This window comes from Microvirga puerhi (assembly GCF_020089865.1).
Classification (GTDB): Bacteria; Pseudomonadota; Alphaproteobacteria; order Rhizobiales; family Beijerinckiaceae; genus Microvirga; species Microvirga puerhi.
The window spans coordinates 81,052-97,102 of the sequence record NZ_JAIRBM010000005.1; the positions used below are offsets into that span (position 1 = coordinate 81,052).

Annotated in this window: 9 protein-coding genes; 7 read left to right on the forward strand and 2 right to left on the reverse strand. The window is 56.7% G+C overall.

All coding sequences use genetic code 11. From position 1 onward, the window contains the following. The 5 genes from asnB (K9B37_RS08280) to K9B37_RS08300 all read left to right on the forward strand — a co-directional run bounded on the left by asnB (K9B37_RS08280) (position 1) and on the right by K9B37_RS08300 (position 6,942). Positions 1-1,905: an asparagine synthase (glutamine-hydrolyzing) gene (asnB, locus tag K9B37_RS08280; protein WP_224312614.1), complete on the forward strand. Its 1,905-nt coding sequence runs from the start codon at positions 1-3 to the stop codon at positions 1,903-1,905. A 99-nt stretch (positions 1,906-2,004) separates the two neighbouring features. Then, positions 2,005-3,942 (forward strand): asparagine synthase (glutamine-hydrolyzing), encoded by a 1,938-nt coding sequence (asnB, locus tag K9B37_RS08285; RefSeq protein WP_224312615.1) that lies wholly within the window; start codon positions 2,005-2,007, stop codon positions 3,940-3,942. 16 nt (positions 3,943-3,958) lie between these two features. After that, positions 3,959-4,906, forward strand: a complete 948-nt coding sequence (locus K9B37_RS08290; protein ID WP_224312616.1) for an NAD-dependent epimerase/dehydratase family protein — start codon at positions 3,959-3,961, stop codon at positions 4,904-4,906. A gap of 11 nt (positions 4,907-4,917) precedes the next feature. Then, positions 4,918-5,859: an NAD-dependent epimerase/dehydratase family protein gene (locus K9B37_RS08295; protein WP_224312617.1), complete on the forward strand. Its 942-nt coding sequence runs from the start codon at positions 4,918-4,920 to the stop codon at positions 5,857-5,859. Positions 5,860-5,877: 18 nt separating this feature from the next. Next, on the forward strand, positions 5,878-6,942 hold the full coding sequence (locus tag K9B37_RS08300) for an NAD-dependent epimerase/dehydratase family protein (RefSeq protein ID WP_224312618.1): 1,065 nt from the start codon (positions 5,878-5,880) through the stop codon (positions 6,940-6,942). A gap of 109 nt (positions 6,943-7,051) precedes the next feature. Here K9B37_RS08300 and K9B37_RS08305 read toward each other — a convergent pair whose 3' ends face one another. Then, on the reverse strand, positions 7,052-9,358 hold the full coding sequence (locus K9B37_RS08305; protein ID WP_224312619.1) for a glycosyltransferase: 2,307 nt from the start codon (positions 9,356-9,358) through the stop codon (positions 7,052-7,054). A 1,044-nt stretch (positions 9,359-10,402) separates the two neighbouring features. Between K9B37_RS08305 and K9B37_RS08310 the strand changes: the two genes are divergently transcribed. Continuing rightward, complete coding sequence (locus K9B37_RS08310; RefSeq protein WP_224312620.1) at positions 10,403-11,221, forward strand: ABC transporter permease; 819 nt, start codon at positions 10,403-10,405, stop codon at positions 11,219-11,221. A gap of 11 nt (positions 11,222-11,232) precedes the next feature. Beyond that, positions 11,233-11,991 (forward strand): ABC transporter ATP-binding protein, encoded by a 759-nt coding sequence (locus tag K9B37_RS08315; protein WP_224312621.1) that lies wholly within the window; start codon positions 11,233-11,235, stop codon positions 11,989-11,991. Positions 11,992-12,859: 868 nt separating this feature from the next. Here the strand turns inward: K9B37_RS08315 and K9B37_RS08320 are convergent. Beyond that, positions 12,860-15,742, reverse strand: coding sequence for a glycosyltransferase (locus K9B37_RS08320; RefSeq protein ID WP_224312622.1), 2,883 nt, complete (start codon positions 15,740-15,742; stop codon positions 12,860-12,862). Between the last annotated feature and the right edge of the window lie 309 nt (positions 15,743-16,051).

Consider the following 16,051-nt stretch of genomic DNA (forward strand, 5'->3'; position numbering starts at 1 on the left):
ATGTGCGGACTTTTCGGCTCTCTTGGCTTTACGCCTGAGCGTGAACGTATTGATATTGTTGCCCATCGTGGTCCGGACGGATCCGGATGGCAGGAGTTCCGATCAGGTGCGGGACCGGTCGCGCTCGGGCATCGCCGTTTGGCGATCATCGATGTGAGTGATGCAGGGCTGCAGCCGATGGCCGATCGGTCGGGCCGGCTCCATCTCGTCTTCAATGGTGAGATCTACAACTATATCGAGCTCCGCGAGGAGCTCCGGGCAAAGGGGCATGTCTTTGTCTCGGATAGCGACAGCGAAGTTCTTCTCGCCGCCTATGCGGAGTGGGGAGAGGACTGCCTGCAGCGCTTCCTTGGAATGTTCGCGTTCATTATATGGGACGAGCGCGAGCAGCGCCTGTTTGCGGCGCGTGACCGGTTCGGCATCAAGCCCCTCTACATGGTTGCCAATCGGCATGGCTTAGCCTTCGGCTCCGAGATCAAGCAGCTCCTGGGTCTGCCCGGATTGAGCGGGTCGATGAATCTGGCCCGAATCCGCGACTTCCTGGCCTCCGGAATTACAAATCACACGGCGGAGACACTCTTTGCCGGAGTTCAACAGGTCCAGCCGGGGTGCAGTGTCAGTGTCGAAGCTGCAAGGCCTTGGACTGGCGAGGTTTCTCCGCGGCGGTGGTATGCAATTCCGCCCTCATCAGGCTTGGAGCTCTCCGAGGCTCAGGCCGCAGAGAAGTTTCGTGAACTCTTCACGGACGCGGTCCGAATGCACCTTCGCTCGGACGTGCCCATTGGCTCGTGCCTTTCCGGCGGGCTCGATTCATCCTCGATTGTCTGCGTGATGTCGGAGCTGCTCGATCGGCAGGGGCAGGGTGCCAAGGTAAACACCGTTTCAGCTTGCTACGCGGAGAAGTCCGTGGACGAAAAGCCGTTCATGGAGCAGGTTGTCTCGCAGACGGGGGCGTCGCCGAATTATATTTTCCCTCGTCCCGAGGAGGTTTTCGCCCGAGCATCGGATATTACCTGGCACCAGGACGAGCCGTTCGGCTCGACCTCGATTTTCGCGCAATGGTGCGTATTCGAAGAGGCGCGGCGTGCCGGCATTAAGGTGATGCTTGACGGACAGGGTGCGGACGAGCAGCTCGCCGGCTATCACTCTGCCTACGTCTATTACATGTCCGATCTGATCCGGCGCGGTGAATATGCAACGCTCATTCGGACGATGGCCGAGCGCAACCGCTATCACGGCATTTCCTTCCGAGATCAGGTGTCGCGTTACGTGGTTCCCCTCATCCCACCCAAGATGCGGTCGTTCCTGATCCGGCAACGCCAGAGTCTGGTTTATCATGACTGGACCAATTCCGAGGTCTTCCAGGCCCTGGGCCCGGCACGCTCGGTGATCGATGTTGCGTCGGAAGCCAATGGGCTGCCCGCTATCACGGACATCGCCAGCTTCTGCCTCGTTCTGACGATGTCATCCAATCTGCCGATGCTTCTCCATTGGGAAGACCGCAATTCGATGGCCCATTCCATCGAGGCGCGGGTTCCCTTCCTGGATCACCGCTTGGTCGAGTTCAATCTCGCCCTTGGGAACTCCCATAAGATTCTCCATGGCGACACGAAGCGGGTCCTTCGGAGCGCCATGAAGGGCATTCTGCCCGAACCGGTCCGGAATCGTCGGGACAAGCTCGGTTTCGCAACTCCAGAGCAGGAATGGTTCCGGGGGCCTCTCAAGGGCCTCATCAAGGACGGCGTCGAAGCAACTTTAAGTCGCTATCCTGGGCTGTTGGATGCAGCCGGAACCCGAGCCCTTGCGGCCGATATGTTGGAGGGGCGCCGGAATGTTGATTTCACTCTATGGCGAATCGTCAATTTGGGGCTTTGGGGCGACAGATTTAATGTTTCGCTTGGTTAATGGGTAGAAATTTTTCTGTGTTGCTGGTATGGGCGCGTTTTTGGCGCGCAAGTTGATCTGCTAGGGAATCATTGAGTTCCAAAACGGGGGCAGGACGTTATGTGTGGAATTGCTGGGGCAGTATCGTTAGATCGCACGCTGATCCGGAACCTCTCTTCAGTTCTGGGGGCAATGAATACTCTGATTGCCCATCGCGGCCCGGATGGCCATGGAACTTGGCAGGCGCCAAGCGACGTGTGTGGCCTTGCTCATCGCCGCCTGGCGATTATCGATCTTTCCCCATCAGGTCATCAACCAATGGTTGCGCCCAATGGGACGGTGCTGACGTTCAACGGCGAGATTTACAATTATGTAGAGTTGATGGAACAGCTGTCCGACAGCTGGAACTTCCGCTCCCGTTCGGATTCCGAAACGATCCTCGCAGCCTACGCTCGCTGGGGGGCCGATTGTCTCGATCATCTCCGGGGGATGTTCTCATTCGCGATCTGGGACGGTGATCGTCTGTTCGCGGCCCGCGATCGCTTCGGTATCAAGCCCTTCTATTACGCCATCGTGGACGGCGTCTTCTACTTCGCTTCCGAAATCAAGGCCCTGCTGCCCGTCCTGCCGGAAATCACAACCGATCCGGATGCCTTGGGAGAGTATATCACTTTCCAGTACACGATTGGCGACAAGAGCCTGTTCAAGCACGTCCACGTGCTGTTGCCTGGGCATGCCATCATCGTCGAGCGTGGGGAGGTCCGCGTCAAACGCTACTGGGACGTCCACTACAACATCGACTTCGATCATACGTCGAAATGGTTCGAAGAACGGATGCGGGAGATTCTGCAGGAATCGATCTCCGTTCACCTTCGGTCGGATGTCCCTGTTGGCGCCTATGTATCGGGCGGTATCGATTCGAGCCTGATCGCCATTTTGGCCGGCCGGGAGGAGGCTGCGGGAAATATTGGATTCCACGGCAAGTTCACCGAGTTTCCCGGCTACGACGAGAGTTCTTACGCCGAAGCGGCTTCCACAAAGGCGGGTATCAAGCTCCATCAGATCGATATCACGGCGACGGATTTTCGAGATACGATCGAGAATGTGATTTATCATCTCGATCAGCCAGTCGCTGGTCCCGGGTCATTCCCGCAATACATGGTCTCGAAGCTCGCGGCGGAGCATGTCAAGGTCGTCCTCGGCGGGCAGGGGGGCGACGAGATTTTCGGCGGATACGCTCGCTATCTCATCGCTTATTTCGAGCAAGCGCTCAGCTCGGCCATCGACGGAACGCACCGCAATGGCAATTTCGTCGTCACGCCGGAATCCATCATCCCGCACCTGACGGTGCTTCAAGAGTACAAGCCCCTGATCCGTCAGCTCTTCTCGAAGGGATTGTTCGGTCCTCTCGACGAACGGTATTTCCGCCTGGTCGACCGCTCCACCGACATGGAGAACGAGGTCGACTGGTCAATGATCGATCGAAAGGCTGTGTTCGGACGCTTCCAATCCATTTTCAACTCCGAGCGCAACGTGCGCAAGGAGGCGCTGTTCGACTCCATGACCCACTTTGATTTCAAGTGCCTTCTCCCGGCGCTTTTGCAAGTGGAGGATCGGATGTCGATGGCACATGGGCTGGAATCCCGTGTCCCGCTGCTCGACCATTCCGTTGTCGAATTTGCTGCGACAATTCCCGCGGATATCAAGTTCAAGGGCGGGCAGATGAAGCACTTCATCAAGTCGACCTTTGGTGCGGATCTTCCTCAGGAACTGATGCAGCGGCGCGATAAGATGGGCTTCCCGGTACCCTTGAAGGAGTGGTTTTCGGGAGAACTGCACGACTTCACGATGGATATCTTCCATACGCAGAAGAGCCGCTCGCGCCCCTATTTCAATACGGACGTCATCCTTGGCAATTTTGACAAGGCCGAGCGGTTCTCCCGCAAGACCTGGGGGCTTCTCAGCCTCGAACTCTGGCATCAGATCTTCCATGATCGTGCGGCACAGTATAAGCGCATGATCGACGAAACTCCTCCGCAGATGGTTGCGGCACAGTAATTTTCAGGGACGCAAGATGAAGGTATTCGTAACCGGTGGTTCCGGCCAGGTTGGCTCGACGGTCGTGGACATGTTCCTCGCTCGCGGCGATGAGGTGATGGCGATCGATAACTTCGCCACCGGCCGGCGGGATAATCTCTCCGCTCATCCCAAGCTGAAGCTCATCGAGGACACGATCGTCGATGGTGCCCTGATCAACCGTCTTTTCGAGGAGTTCAAGCCGCAGGTCGTCGTGCACACCGCAGCATCCTATAAAGACCCGGAAGACTGGCAGAGCGACGCTCTCGTGAATGCCGTGGGCACCGCCAACATCGCCAAGGCCTGTAAGACCCACAAGGTCGATCGCCTGATCTATTTCCAGACTGCGCTCTGCTATGGCACGAAGCCGATCCAGCAGCCGATCCGTCTCGATCATCCGATCAATCCGGTGAACTCCAGCTATGCCATCTCGAAGACGGCCGGTGAGCACTATGTACAGTTCTCGGGCGTCGACTGGGTGACGTTCCGTCTCGCCAACGTGATTGGCCCGCGCAACGTCTCCGGCCCGCTGCCGATCTTCTATGGTCGTCTCTCGAAGGGACAGAAGTGCTTCATCACTCCGGCCCGCCGTGACTTCTGCTACGCCGGGGACCTGGCCAAGGTGGTCGTCGAGGCTGCACAGGGCAAAGGCAATGGCACCTACCATTTCTCGTCCGGCAAGGACGTGGCGATCAAGGAACTCTACGACGCCGTCGTCAAAGCCATGAAGCTCAACGACTATCCGGAGCCTGAAGTAAAGCCGCTCGGTCCCGATGATGCGCCGTCCATTCTCCTCGATCCTTCTCGGACCTTCGCCGATTTCGGCAATGTCGAATTCACCTCGCTCGACGAGATCGCGCGTCTCTCGGTCGAGCGCTGGCAGAACGAGGGTGTGGTCGGCGGCTACACGCATCTGAAGGAAGCCCGCGCCGAAATTCGAAGCTGAGCGAGGCGGCCATGAGGATCTTGATCACTGGCGGAGCCGGCTGCCTTGGCTCCAACTTGACCGAGCGGTATTTGGAGGCGGGCCATGCTGTCTGCATCCTGGACAATTTCGCGACAGGTCAGCGTGGTTCATTGCCCGATGCACATCCGCAAATGACCATCGTCGAGGGCTTGGTCTACGATCGCGCCCTTGTCGACAGGGTCTTTGCCGAATTCGAGCCGACACACGTCATCCATTCTGCGGCTGCGTACAAGGATCCGGACGACTGGATCGAAGATACGCGGACCAACGTCGAGGGCACGGTCCACGTGGTGGATGCAGCCCGTCGGTCCGGTGTAAAGCGCTTCATCAACTATCACACGGCTCTCGGATATGGCCGTCCCGACAGCCTGCCCATTCCGGTATCGGCGCCTGCGCGTCCTTTCACGAGCTATGGGATCTCCAAGCAGGCAGGCGAAAACTATCTCGCCATCTCGGGGTTGCCATACGTATCTCTACGCCTCGCGAATGTGACCGGTCCGCGTCTCGCGATCGGGCCGATTCCGACTTTCTATACGCGCCTGAAGGCTGGAAAATCCTGCTTCTGCTCCAAGACAGTTCGTGACTTCATCGACATGGATGACTTCTTCTCCGTCATGGATCTCGTGATGGAGGAGGGGGCGCCGACGGGCGTGTTCAATGTCTCCACCGGTACAGGGCACACGATCAAGGAGATCTTCGACATCGTCGTGGATCATCTCGGCATCACTCTGTCCGAGCCTGTTCCCGAGGTCGAGCCGGGGGCCGATGATGTGCCTGCGGTTGTTCTTGATCCGTCGGAGACGATACGCGCGTTCCAGTGGCAGCCGCAATACAGCTTCGAGCAGACCATACGCCGGATGTTGGCATGGTATGACCTCCACGGCGTCACCGCCATCTACAGCCATCTCAAAGCGCCCGCGCCGGCGCGCTAAGGACTACGGAAGAACATTATGGCCGAGAGCTTCGAAGGCAAGAACGTGCTCGTCGTGGGCGGAGCAGGTTTCGTTGGCTCAAACCTTGTTCGCTTCATTCTGAAGCAAAATCCACGCAAGCTGACGATCGTCGATAATTTCCTGTCCGCCGATCCCATCAACGTCCCGGATCATCCCGCCGTGAAGCTGGTATCCGGTCCCATCACCAATGACCGGATTCTGCGGGAACTCGACGAAGACCTGGACTACGCCTATCACTTGGCGTGCTATCATGGAAACCAGTCGTCCATTCATGACCCGCTGGCGGACCACGACAACAACAACATCACCAGTCTGAAGCTGTTCGAGCGCCTCAAGGACATCAAGAGCCTGAAGAAGGTTGTCTATGCTGCCGCAGGCTGTGCCGTGGCTGCTAAGACCTTCGACGGCGCGCAGGCCACAAAGGAAGACGCTCCTGTTTCCCTTTTCCACGACAGCCCATACTCGATCTCGAAGCTCGTGGGCGAGATGTACGGCAATTACTATTTTGCGCGGTACGGCATGCCATTCGTGAAGGCACGCTTCCAGAACGTGTATGGTCCCGGTGAAATCCTGGGCGCCGGCCGGTGGCGCGGAACACCGGCAACCGTCTGGCGCAATGTCACTCCGACCTTTGTCTGGAAGTCGCTGCACGGCGAGGCCCTGCCTGTCGAGAATGGCGGCATCGCCAGCCGTGACTTCATCTTCGTCGAAGATATGGCACGCGGCCTGATGGCCTGTGCGTTGCGAGGGGACCCAGGAGAGATCTATAACCTCGGCTCCGGCGTCGAGACCACGATCCGTGAGCTTGCAGAGCGGATCAATCGTCTGACAGCTAACGGGACGCCTATCGCTATGACGCCGGCGCGTGACTGGGATCGATCGGGACAGCGGTTCGGCGATCCCACGAAAGCGAAGGAGAAGCTCGGGTTCGCAGCGGAAGTCACCCATGAGGAAGGGCTTCGCAGGACTGTCGAGTGGACAAAGGCGAACAGAGAAACGATCCTGCGATGCATGGGACAGCACGTGCACTTCGTGCCTGATGTGAAAAAGTATCAGGCCTAGTCGTTCGAGATAAGACAGCTCGCTGAACGGAGGAACGGCGGACGGCCTCGCTTCTCGGATTGCGGGGCCCCCCTGTCTGTACACAGTGCGCGGGTGAAGTGGCCCGGCGTTAGCGGATGTGATACCGCAGCATGTTTCTAAGACGCTGCGGCATCCATTTCACTGCAAGCCTTACAAATCGATGGCTCGGCCCTGCCGCCCGTAGTTCTCGTACCTTCTGTGAGACGCGACCGGAGATATACTCCCTGAATTTCTTCGGAAGCAGCGTCCATAACCAAAGACCTGTGAGCAGGATGATGCTCTTCAGACTCGGCTTCATATTGACAAAGTTCGGATCGAGGTACTGATCGCTCAGACGAGTCAAGTTGGTGACGAGATGACGATAGTCATCGGGCGTCAGGCGCTGTTTCAGAACAGTGTTTGTCATGAATAGGCAGCTCAGATCTGCTCCGCCCCGATCTTCGGCTTGTCCAGAGTTCGCAAAGATTCCAAGTGATGGGGTCAGCAGCAGGGCGCCTTTCGTCCGACCATCGAAGCGGCGATCCAGATATGCATCAACACCCGCGACGAAGGCGGCGTAACTGTATCGGCCGCTTCTTATGATTTCATCATAGGCCCGATCTGTCAGGTCACGCAGGTAATCGACATCCTCGAGCTTCCTCACGACTTCGGAAAAATTCGAATAATCTTTCTTCAGCGGAATGTAGTGGCGGTCTGCCTCAACAACTCCAGAGTATTCTCCCTCGAAGAGCACGAGCGCCGTGCGAAGTCTGATCGCTTCAAAGATCTTCGGTGAAATCTGGTTCATGCGGATCTTGCCATCGCGCTCGCTCAGATAACGCGCGCTGAAGTCCGCATAGGGAAGGTCGGCAAATTCGGTAGATAATTTCGCTAGGGAACCGTCGAAGTCGAAGACGTTCGATCCGCTCTCCGTGCCTAATGTCGCCCTGCATGATCCCAGAAAGCGATACCAGTCATTGCCATAGATCCGACGCGTGTCGTCGACCTCAATATCGACGTTGAGGCCCATTTTTCGGGCGAGTTGCCGAATCTCTATCCCGATATTCAGCTTCTCCTGACCGAGGTCGCCATAATGGTGCGGTAAACGACGGCCGCGATAACCGATGAGGAGATCTCGCTCTTCGATGGGCTTCGCATAGCTGTCGATCGTCCGGTCCTCAGGTACATAGCCGGTCAACGTCGGAAGAAACTCGACGTTCGGAAAGCGGGACCTCGGATAAATGGCATCGACGAACTGGTCGGGCACCGTCGTGAAGACAGCATCGATGCCGAGCCGTTCGATCCACTGCCGGGCCGTCTCCGTTGCATCATATTCATCTTGAATGAAAAGGAGCTTCGGGCCGTTATAGGCGGAGACGCTTGCAGCGACGGCTTTGGAAAGATGATCGGGAATGGATAGGCGGATCGAATAGTGGATGGCGACCGCATCGAAGAGCGAGAGATCAATTCCGTCGGGGGCGTCATCGAGACCCTGGATGAATCCCGTGGCCGGCATAAAAAGAATATGGTGACGTGAATAGGTTCGAAACGCGACCAAATGTTCTTCGATCGTTCGCACATGAAGAGAGCGGTCATCGTAGAGGACAAGCAGGTTTCCCTGAGGAAGGGATTGCCCGTTTCGGCGCAGCTCGAGGCGTGCGAGCAACTCCGACTTCAACTGAGCAAATCGCTCATCGTAAGACTGCTGCGATGCTGCGATGAGGCGCTCTTCAATTCTCGCCGGGTCAGTTCTCGTCGTTGCCTGCAATACCATGGCATCGGCAAACTCCCGGGCATTCCGGGCGAAGCTGAACAGATGAGGCTCCTCTCCGAGCGCATCAATGGGAATTGTTACGACGGGCAAGCCGCAAGCGACATATTCATAGGCCTTCAAGGGAAGCGAGCGACGCATGAGGGCGTCCTGTCGGAACGGGATAAGGCCGACGGATGACTGGCGCGCGAGATCCGCGATTGCCGCCGGGGCCAGGCTGCCGAAATGGCGCACATTGGGCCTCGCGAGAAGCTTGTTCCAGCCGGGCGGTGCATCGACGGTCTTGCCGCAAAACCAGAAGTGCCAGTCTGGTAAACTATCGACGAGCTCCAACAGGAGATCGTAATCCAGTCGGCTGTTGAGGGCTCCTTGGAAGAGCGCTACGGGCCGGGCGTCCGCGGGGGGAGTATAGTCGCTGGCACGGCTGTCCCGCCAAAAGGGAAAGTCACACCCGTTTCGTAGAACGATCGATGCTCCCCGATAGCCTCCATGGGCCTCGTAGCTGTGCGCAACGCCCTCACTGACGCTGACGAGCAGGTCGATCTCATGAAGGAGGCGTTTCAGAGGTGCCTGGACGTTCAGTGTCGAGACGCTCAAGCCGTCGGATGGGGAGAGGTAATCCTCCGTCGCGTGATAGACACGCATGCGCGCTGAAGAGCGCAGGACGAAGTGTTCAAAGAATACATTATATATCCAGAGGAGGGGGCGCTTTATCCCCATTCCTGAAAGAGCATCATTAAGTATTTTTGTCTGACGATGGCCGTAATTGGCCGATACATGAAGTATCGTAATCGAATGATCTTGGTCGTGCTCGATTCGAATATCTTCCGAGTAGAGATCAGGCTGGACGAATACGACCTGCACTTCCTTAGAAAATCTTGTGGCGAAATGATAGCGATTGCTGCGAGGCTCGTCGTGCCAATTTGACCACGTCAACATGACAACTGCGTCGAATTGGCTCTGTAGCGTTATGGGATCTATCATGTTGAAGAATTTCTACGGTCAAATGAAGCGTCGTCTTCGCAGAGCTCGTTATGAACAGTCTAGTCGATCGGGACGGGTGCCGGGTTGGGGGGCGCTTTTTTGATCAATGCCTGGATTCTCATCGAGGATGAATGTGAGATAACGTCCCGTTGTTGAGCTTTCCTCGTTCTGTTCTTGCAGTGATCTGGAGCGGGAGGCAAGCGCTGATCGGTGAGGTGTTGAGGGAGCGTGGCCGCCTCGAGCGCTTTGCAGGAGGCCTGAGTGGGAATGGTCGCTCCTCCTGGGCTGGAGCTTGGCAATGACGCTTTTGTAGTCTCGGCAGGGGTAGATTGGCGGCTGAGATTGGCAACGAAAGCTCTGATTGGCATCGATTGACAGGCCGGGACGCACTTTGTAGAACCCGACCTTCCGAGGCTTGGGCCAATTATTGGATGCCGGAAACTGCGTCCTTGAATGGTTCTGAGCCACGCCCTCGTCTTTAGGACAACCTCGGCCGCCGTGACCGGGTCTTGTGGTCCTGACCTTGTCGCGTTGAAAAGTGAACAATTCTTGAGTATGTCACACCGCGCGGCGGACCCGTCCCACTTTAATGAGCCTCAATAGCCTAAGACTCTGCGCTTCCTGGCGCGGCAGGGAAGTGGCGGATCATGGGGCTGCATTTGAAAGGCACGGCCCCCGCGCTGCCTTGAGCTCCAGTGCTTCAAGGTGTTCGATTCGAAGGAAGATATGATGGTTTCCTATAGCAAGAACTCAGCCACCAATGACTTGGTGGTTGGCTTGTTGGACTGGCCCTTGTGGTCGCGCCTCGGATGGTACGATGTCGTCGCCCGTTATCGCCGGTCTTGGGTCGGTCCGCTTTGGATGATCGCGACCACCATCATCTTCGTTGTCTCGCTTGGAATAGTATATAGTGTCCTTTTCAAGATTGCCATCAAGGACTACATGCCCTTTGTCGCGCTTGGGACGGTGATCTGGACCTACATTTCAGCGGTTACGTCCGAGAGCTTGCAGACTTTCGTCGAGGCGGAAGTCTATATGAAGCAGGTAAACCGATCGCCGATCGTCTATTGTTGCCGGGTTGTCTGGCGAAATACGATCATTTTCGGAAACCAATTGATCGTTGCTTTGCTTGTTGCGGTAGTATTCGGGAAGTTCTCGATTTATTATTTTCCCTTGGCCGTCCTGGGGCTCGTTATTTTGATTGTGCAGGGCGTATGGATCAATATTTTGCTGGGAGTGTTGGGCACGCGGTTCCGCGATCTCGGGCCATTGGTGCAGAACCTGATTCAGATATGCTTCTTTGTGACGCCAATCTTGTGGCAGCCGGATTCCCTAGGCTCCAATCGCTGGATCGCAGAGATCAATCCCGCCTATCACCTTATCCAGATTCTGCGCGCACCGATCTTGGGACAGACTCCTGAAGCTGTCTCTTATATCGCGGTCATCGGACTTACCGTCGTCGGTTTTGGCGTTGCATTCTATTTCTATCAGAAGTTCAGGCACCGAATTGTCTATTGGCTCTGAGGGGAAGTGAAATGGCAAGTGTTGTGCTTGAAAACGTCTATGTTGATTTCCCGTTGCTCCAGCAGGATCAGCGCTCCCTCAAACGCCTTCTTTCCGCCCCGCGTGCGACCTCGCGCTTCAAGATGGATGACAGTTCCCGGGTCATCGTGCGTGGCCTGCGGGAGGTCAACCTTTCATTGCAGGACGGTGATCGGGTCGGTGTGATCGGTCTCAACGGTGCGGGGAAGTCCACGCTCCTGAGAGTCATGGCCGGAATCTATCCGCCTACGACCGGAAGCGTGGCGATCAAAGGAAAGGTCGGCGCGCTTCTCACCGTCGGACTTGGCTTGCGAGATGATGTCTCCGGCTTCAAGAATATCGAATTCTGCCTGATGCTTTTCGGCATTCCTCCTGAGGAAATTCCCGAACGGCGAGCCGAGATCGTCGATTTCACTAATCTTGGAGATTTCATCCACCTGCACGTGGGTGCTTATTCCGCAGGAATGCGGACGCGGCTGGCATTTGCAATCGCCACTTCCATCGATCCAGAAATCCTGGTTCTTGATGAGGTGTTTGGCGCAGGCGACAGCACGTTCTTGAAGAAAGCTCAGGAACGCATGCACGACCTTATCCACAAGGCTCGCATCTTCGTGTTCGCGTCGCACGCTCCCGGACTGCTTGAGCAGTTCTGCGACAAGGCTCTCTTTCTCGATGGTGGCGCGATCCAAGCGTTCGGCCCGCTCGGCGAGGTGATGGAACTGTACGAGCAGACGGTGGCCGCGCGGTCTTAACGACCCGCGCATAAGCAGAATGGGGATGCTGTCGGATCCGCAGCATTCCTAGCAGTGCAGCTGGGTGCGGCTGCTTGCGAAGATGTGCGTGCGACCATCCTTACGATGCGCCCGGTATCCAATCTGCCGCATCGAGAAGAGGGATGGCCGCAGGATATTGCTGCGAAAAGTACTATATGTTATATAGTTCAAGCTGAGTCGGCTTAACATCTGCGAACGTGTAAACGGCAAAAATCCGGGAACCGTTAGCGCATCGCCGGCGATAATCCGTAGGCACGCTTTCGGAGATGTCTCATGGTTCGTCTGAGGCTTAATCTGTCCGGACTTCCTCTTACGCGCTCGCCGTTGCGATCTCTCGTATCGATTGCAAGCTTGGCACTGTTCCTCTCCAGTTCACTGGCCCTTGCGCAACCCTACTATCCTCCGCAAGGGGGCATGCCGTATCCGGAGCGAGGGCCGTCTTATCGGCGCGACCGGGGTCCCAGGCAGCTGGTTTGCGTGGTCGAGAGAGAGTTTCGGCGAAATCGAGCTGCATGCGCGGTCGGGGGCTATGGAAAGCAGCCGGGCGACTACTGCGAGTGCCGGCTCTATAACTATGGGCCCACCGTTCCAGGAACCATCGTCGCTCAGTAGCACGCATCGTTCCGAAGCGACGTGGCATAATCGAGCTTCACGACGCTATAGGGCTTGAGCCGCTCATAGAACCTCTTCAGTTTGGTGGCGCTACGGTGATCGCGCCAGTAACTTTACGACTGCCTGAACATGCTGGAGGCGTGGCAGGACGAGCCCGTCTGGCGTAAGACGCGGCTCGATCCCGGACCGACCGACGGCGTCTCTTGCATCCTTTGCAAAGAACGCCATGAGGACATCAGTTTTCCTGACGCCTTCTGCGATAGCGCAGCCCAGCTTCGACGACGACTTTCAGCGGCCAGGCCGCCGGATAGCTGATCCAACGCTTCACCGCGATCTTCGTCGCCAAGACGACCCTATATTTGATCAGGGTGAAAAGACTCACGTCCCGCACAAGTGAATTCAACATCCGAATGTGCTCGGGATAGTCCGTATGCAACCTCTGAATTTCGGCGGTGTATCGCCTGAGATCGGCTTCAAGGGTGGCAATGCGCGCCTCCTGTGTGGATGGCTCCGCATTCCATTTCCGCTGATCTGAGATCCAATCAAAATCCAATGCGCGCTGTCTCACTGCCTCTTCTGGCACCAGAGCTTTGACGGCAGCATAAACGTCTCGGCTTTGAACTTGCCAGTTGAAGCATTCCGTAAAGAAGACCTGCGCCTTGCGTGAAAGCTCTGCAATTCGCGGTCTGTCGGTAACATAGGCATTGATCGTACGAATGAAGTTGTCCCGCTCTCTGAAGTTGACCGCGGTTCCCACGCCATTGTTGACGACGACCGACCGTACAAAGTCTATCTCATTGCAGATGATCGGCAGCCCCGCCGCCAGATACTGTGACAGCTTGTTGGGCGACGAGTAGCGGTAGTTCAGATTGAACGGCTCGTAAGGGATCAGCCCGACATCGGCCTCCCGTGCAGCCATGACGAGCTCGGCTTCAGGAACCGCATCCGGGAAGAAAACCGTCCGGTTGAGCGTGCCCTTGTTTCGGGCAATCTCTATCGCTGCGGCTTTGATGTCGCTATCGGGTCCCCGCAGCCACAGCGTTGCGCGTGGATCAACTTCGCTCCACATTTCTACGAGGTTCTCGACGCCCCGGTGAGGAGAGAAGTTGCCTTGAAACAGGAAGACCACTTCTTCCTTGCCGGCTCGTTCCCGCAAGACCCTCTCCAGATCGATCGAGGATTCGATACCAAGAGAGGCGCAGTTCGGAATATGGGTGAACGAGCGTCCGTACTCACCTGACATTTCGGTCGCGAGCTGGGGCGACACTGTCAATCGATAGGTCGTCTCGGAAAGAAGCTCGCTCTCCAGCTTGGTCCAGAAATCAATCTCCCAGTGACGGAAGCTCGGATTGGAGTGAGGCCAGTATTCGTGAGCATCATAAACGACAGGTACGCCGAGCTCTTTTGCCAAGACCGCAGCAGCAGGAAGCGTGTCGAGATCCACCGTCGCGATCAAGTCGAATGAGTCAACCAGTCGCGCGGCCCGTATAAGGGCGGCGTTTCTTGTCACAAAATATCGGCAATACCATCGGAACCGGTAGAGATCATCCTCGTCGGCATCATGTGCGCCGATTGTTCGAGCAAGCAGGGCGGCCGGTAGCTGTTCCAGCAGATAGAGATATTGCAGAGCCTGGATTCCGACAGAATTCTCTTGCTCAAGACCGCCCGATGTCACGATCGTATCCCAGATCGAGGGCTCCCGCTCGATCCGGACTCTTACTCGATGATCCGAAAGCCGCTCGAGTGTTGGAGCGGTATTCTCGACATCGTGTTTGTAGATGCCGATCTCGCAGACATCAAAATCGTGCGACAGCCCTTCCGAGAACCAGTCGATGCGAGGGTCGAGGCTCGGTTCGTGTGCCATGAGGAGCAGCGCCTTCGGCCTTGCCTTCTGCCCCGTCGCGCTGGCGGTCTTGCCATGACCCATATTCTTGATCCGCATACGCTGCTCGACCGCTGCGTCGAACTGCTCGACGAAACGCTCGTAGTGGTAAGCTGGATTGAGGACGACCTCTTCATAAGTCCGCTCGGCGAACTCCTTCAAGCGTCGCTCGTCACGGGCGAAGTCGACGGCCTCCGCAAAGTTCGACATGTCGCGCTTGAGCGGCAGAAAGTGGCGATAGGGGATGAAAATCCCCGAGTAGTGACCTTCATAGAGGATCTGTGCGGCTTGGCAGACGGCAGCCTCGAAGTGCCGTGGCGAGATCTGAGCGTAGTTGACGTTGCCTTCGAACGCGTGAAGGTACTCTTCATGGGCCTTGATGTAATAGGCCTTGGATCCCGGATCCATGTCCTGGTTGCGCTCTTCGTAGGATCTGCACCAAGACGCAACCTCGCCCGTAAAATCGAAAAGATTCGAGCCCGACTCCACGCCGAGAACGACTTTCGATGATCTGAGGAATTCGAACCAAGCCGTACCGTTGATCCGATCTTCCCACCGACTGGAAATATCGAGCTTCAATTGCGAAGAATTGTTCGACGTTGCGAGGAAGTCATTGCCGATCGCACGCTTTTCGTATCCGAGACGTCCGAACTCGAGGGGCTGGATCGAGCCTCGATAACTTACATCAATCGCGCGCCCTTCCACCGGAATACGCTTCACATTCCGCAGTGCCGGCGAGATATATCCGGTATAGGCCTGTAGAAAGTCGACATCGCCCACCAGCTCGCGCGGATAGGCCTTTTCCCATTCCTCCGGCGGAAGACAGGTGACGACGAGATCGATCTTCTTCAGCGCAATATACTCGGCAAAGCGCCTTGTCTGCACCTGCTCGTCCTGCTTCATGAGGATCTTCACGCCGTCGAACTCTTCGAAGGGCGTCGTGAGTTCCTGGTCAAGAGCAAAGAGGTTGCCGGGAAAATACGATACGGTGGAGTGGATGATTATGCCGGCGTATTGATTCAAATCTAGAGACGGAAGCAGGTGAAGGGGCTTTCCGCCTCTCCCTGGCCATAGATTGACGATCTCGATCTGATAGCGGCTGAAGGCTTGCCAGCTCGCGATGTTTTCATAGATCGTCGGGATGCCGCTGGGGTTGTAGAAACAAATCATCAACAGGCGTTCGCGTCCGCGTCCGGGCCGGTAGCCGACGACAGGCTTTAGACTGGCTAGATCCATGTTGATTTTCCGTACTTACGAGGTGATCTCCTGCCGCGCTGCGGACCGCCCCGGCGTGGAGACTGTAACTTAGTCGCTGTCCCAGGGGGCATCGAATACCCGACCCTTGCGGTCTTTTCCAGCCCAATGAACGAGGGAACTGTGCCGCAGCACTCGCCTAAAGCGAGGATTCTCCCACAAACGATGAAGGGGCCTGAAGGCGACCGGTGTGGACTAGGAGCTGGTGCAATATTAGTGGAAGCACCCCGATCGGTGGACGAAGAATGCACTGTTGTTGGCGTAGATTTTCCTATCTCTATGTTGGATTTA

Excerpts from the sequence above, each read along its gene's own strand:
- asnB (WP_224312614.1), top strand. The coding sequence starts at position 1 with ATGTGCGGACTTTTCGGCTCTCTTGGCTTTACGCCTGAGCGTGAACGT.
- asnB (WP_224312615.1), top strand. The coding sequence starts at position 2,005 with ATGTGTGGAATTGCTGGGGCAGTATCGTTAGATCGCACGCTGATCCGG.
- K9B37_RS08290 (WP_224312616.1), top strand. The coding sequence starts at position 3,959 with ATGAAGGTATTCGTAACCGGTGGTTCCGGCCAGGTTGGCTCGACGGTC.
- K9B37_RS08295 (WP_224312617.1), top strand. The coding sequence starts at position 4,918 with ATGAGGATCTTGATCACTGGCGGAGCCGGCTGCCTTGGCTCCAACTTG.
- K9B37_RS08300 (WP_224312618.1), top strand. The coding sequence starts at position 5,878 with ATGGCCGAGAGCTTCGAAGGCAAGAACGTGCTCGTCGTGGGCGGAGCA.
- K9B37_RS08305 (WP_224312619.1), bottom strand. The coding sequence starts at position 9,358 with ATGCGTGTCTATCACGCGACGGAGGATTACCTCTCCCCATCCGACGGC.
- K9B37_RS08315 (WP_224312621.1), top strand. The coding sequence starts at position 11,233 with ATGGCAAGTGTTGTGCTTGAAAACGTCTATGTTGATTTCCCGTTGCTC.
- K9B37_RS08320 (WP_224312622.1), bottom strand. The coding sequence starts at position 15,742 with ATGGATCTAGCCAGTCTAAAGCCTGTCGTCGGCTACCGGCCCGGACGC.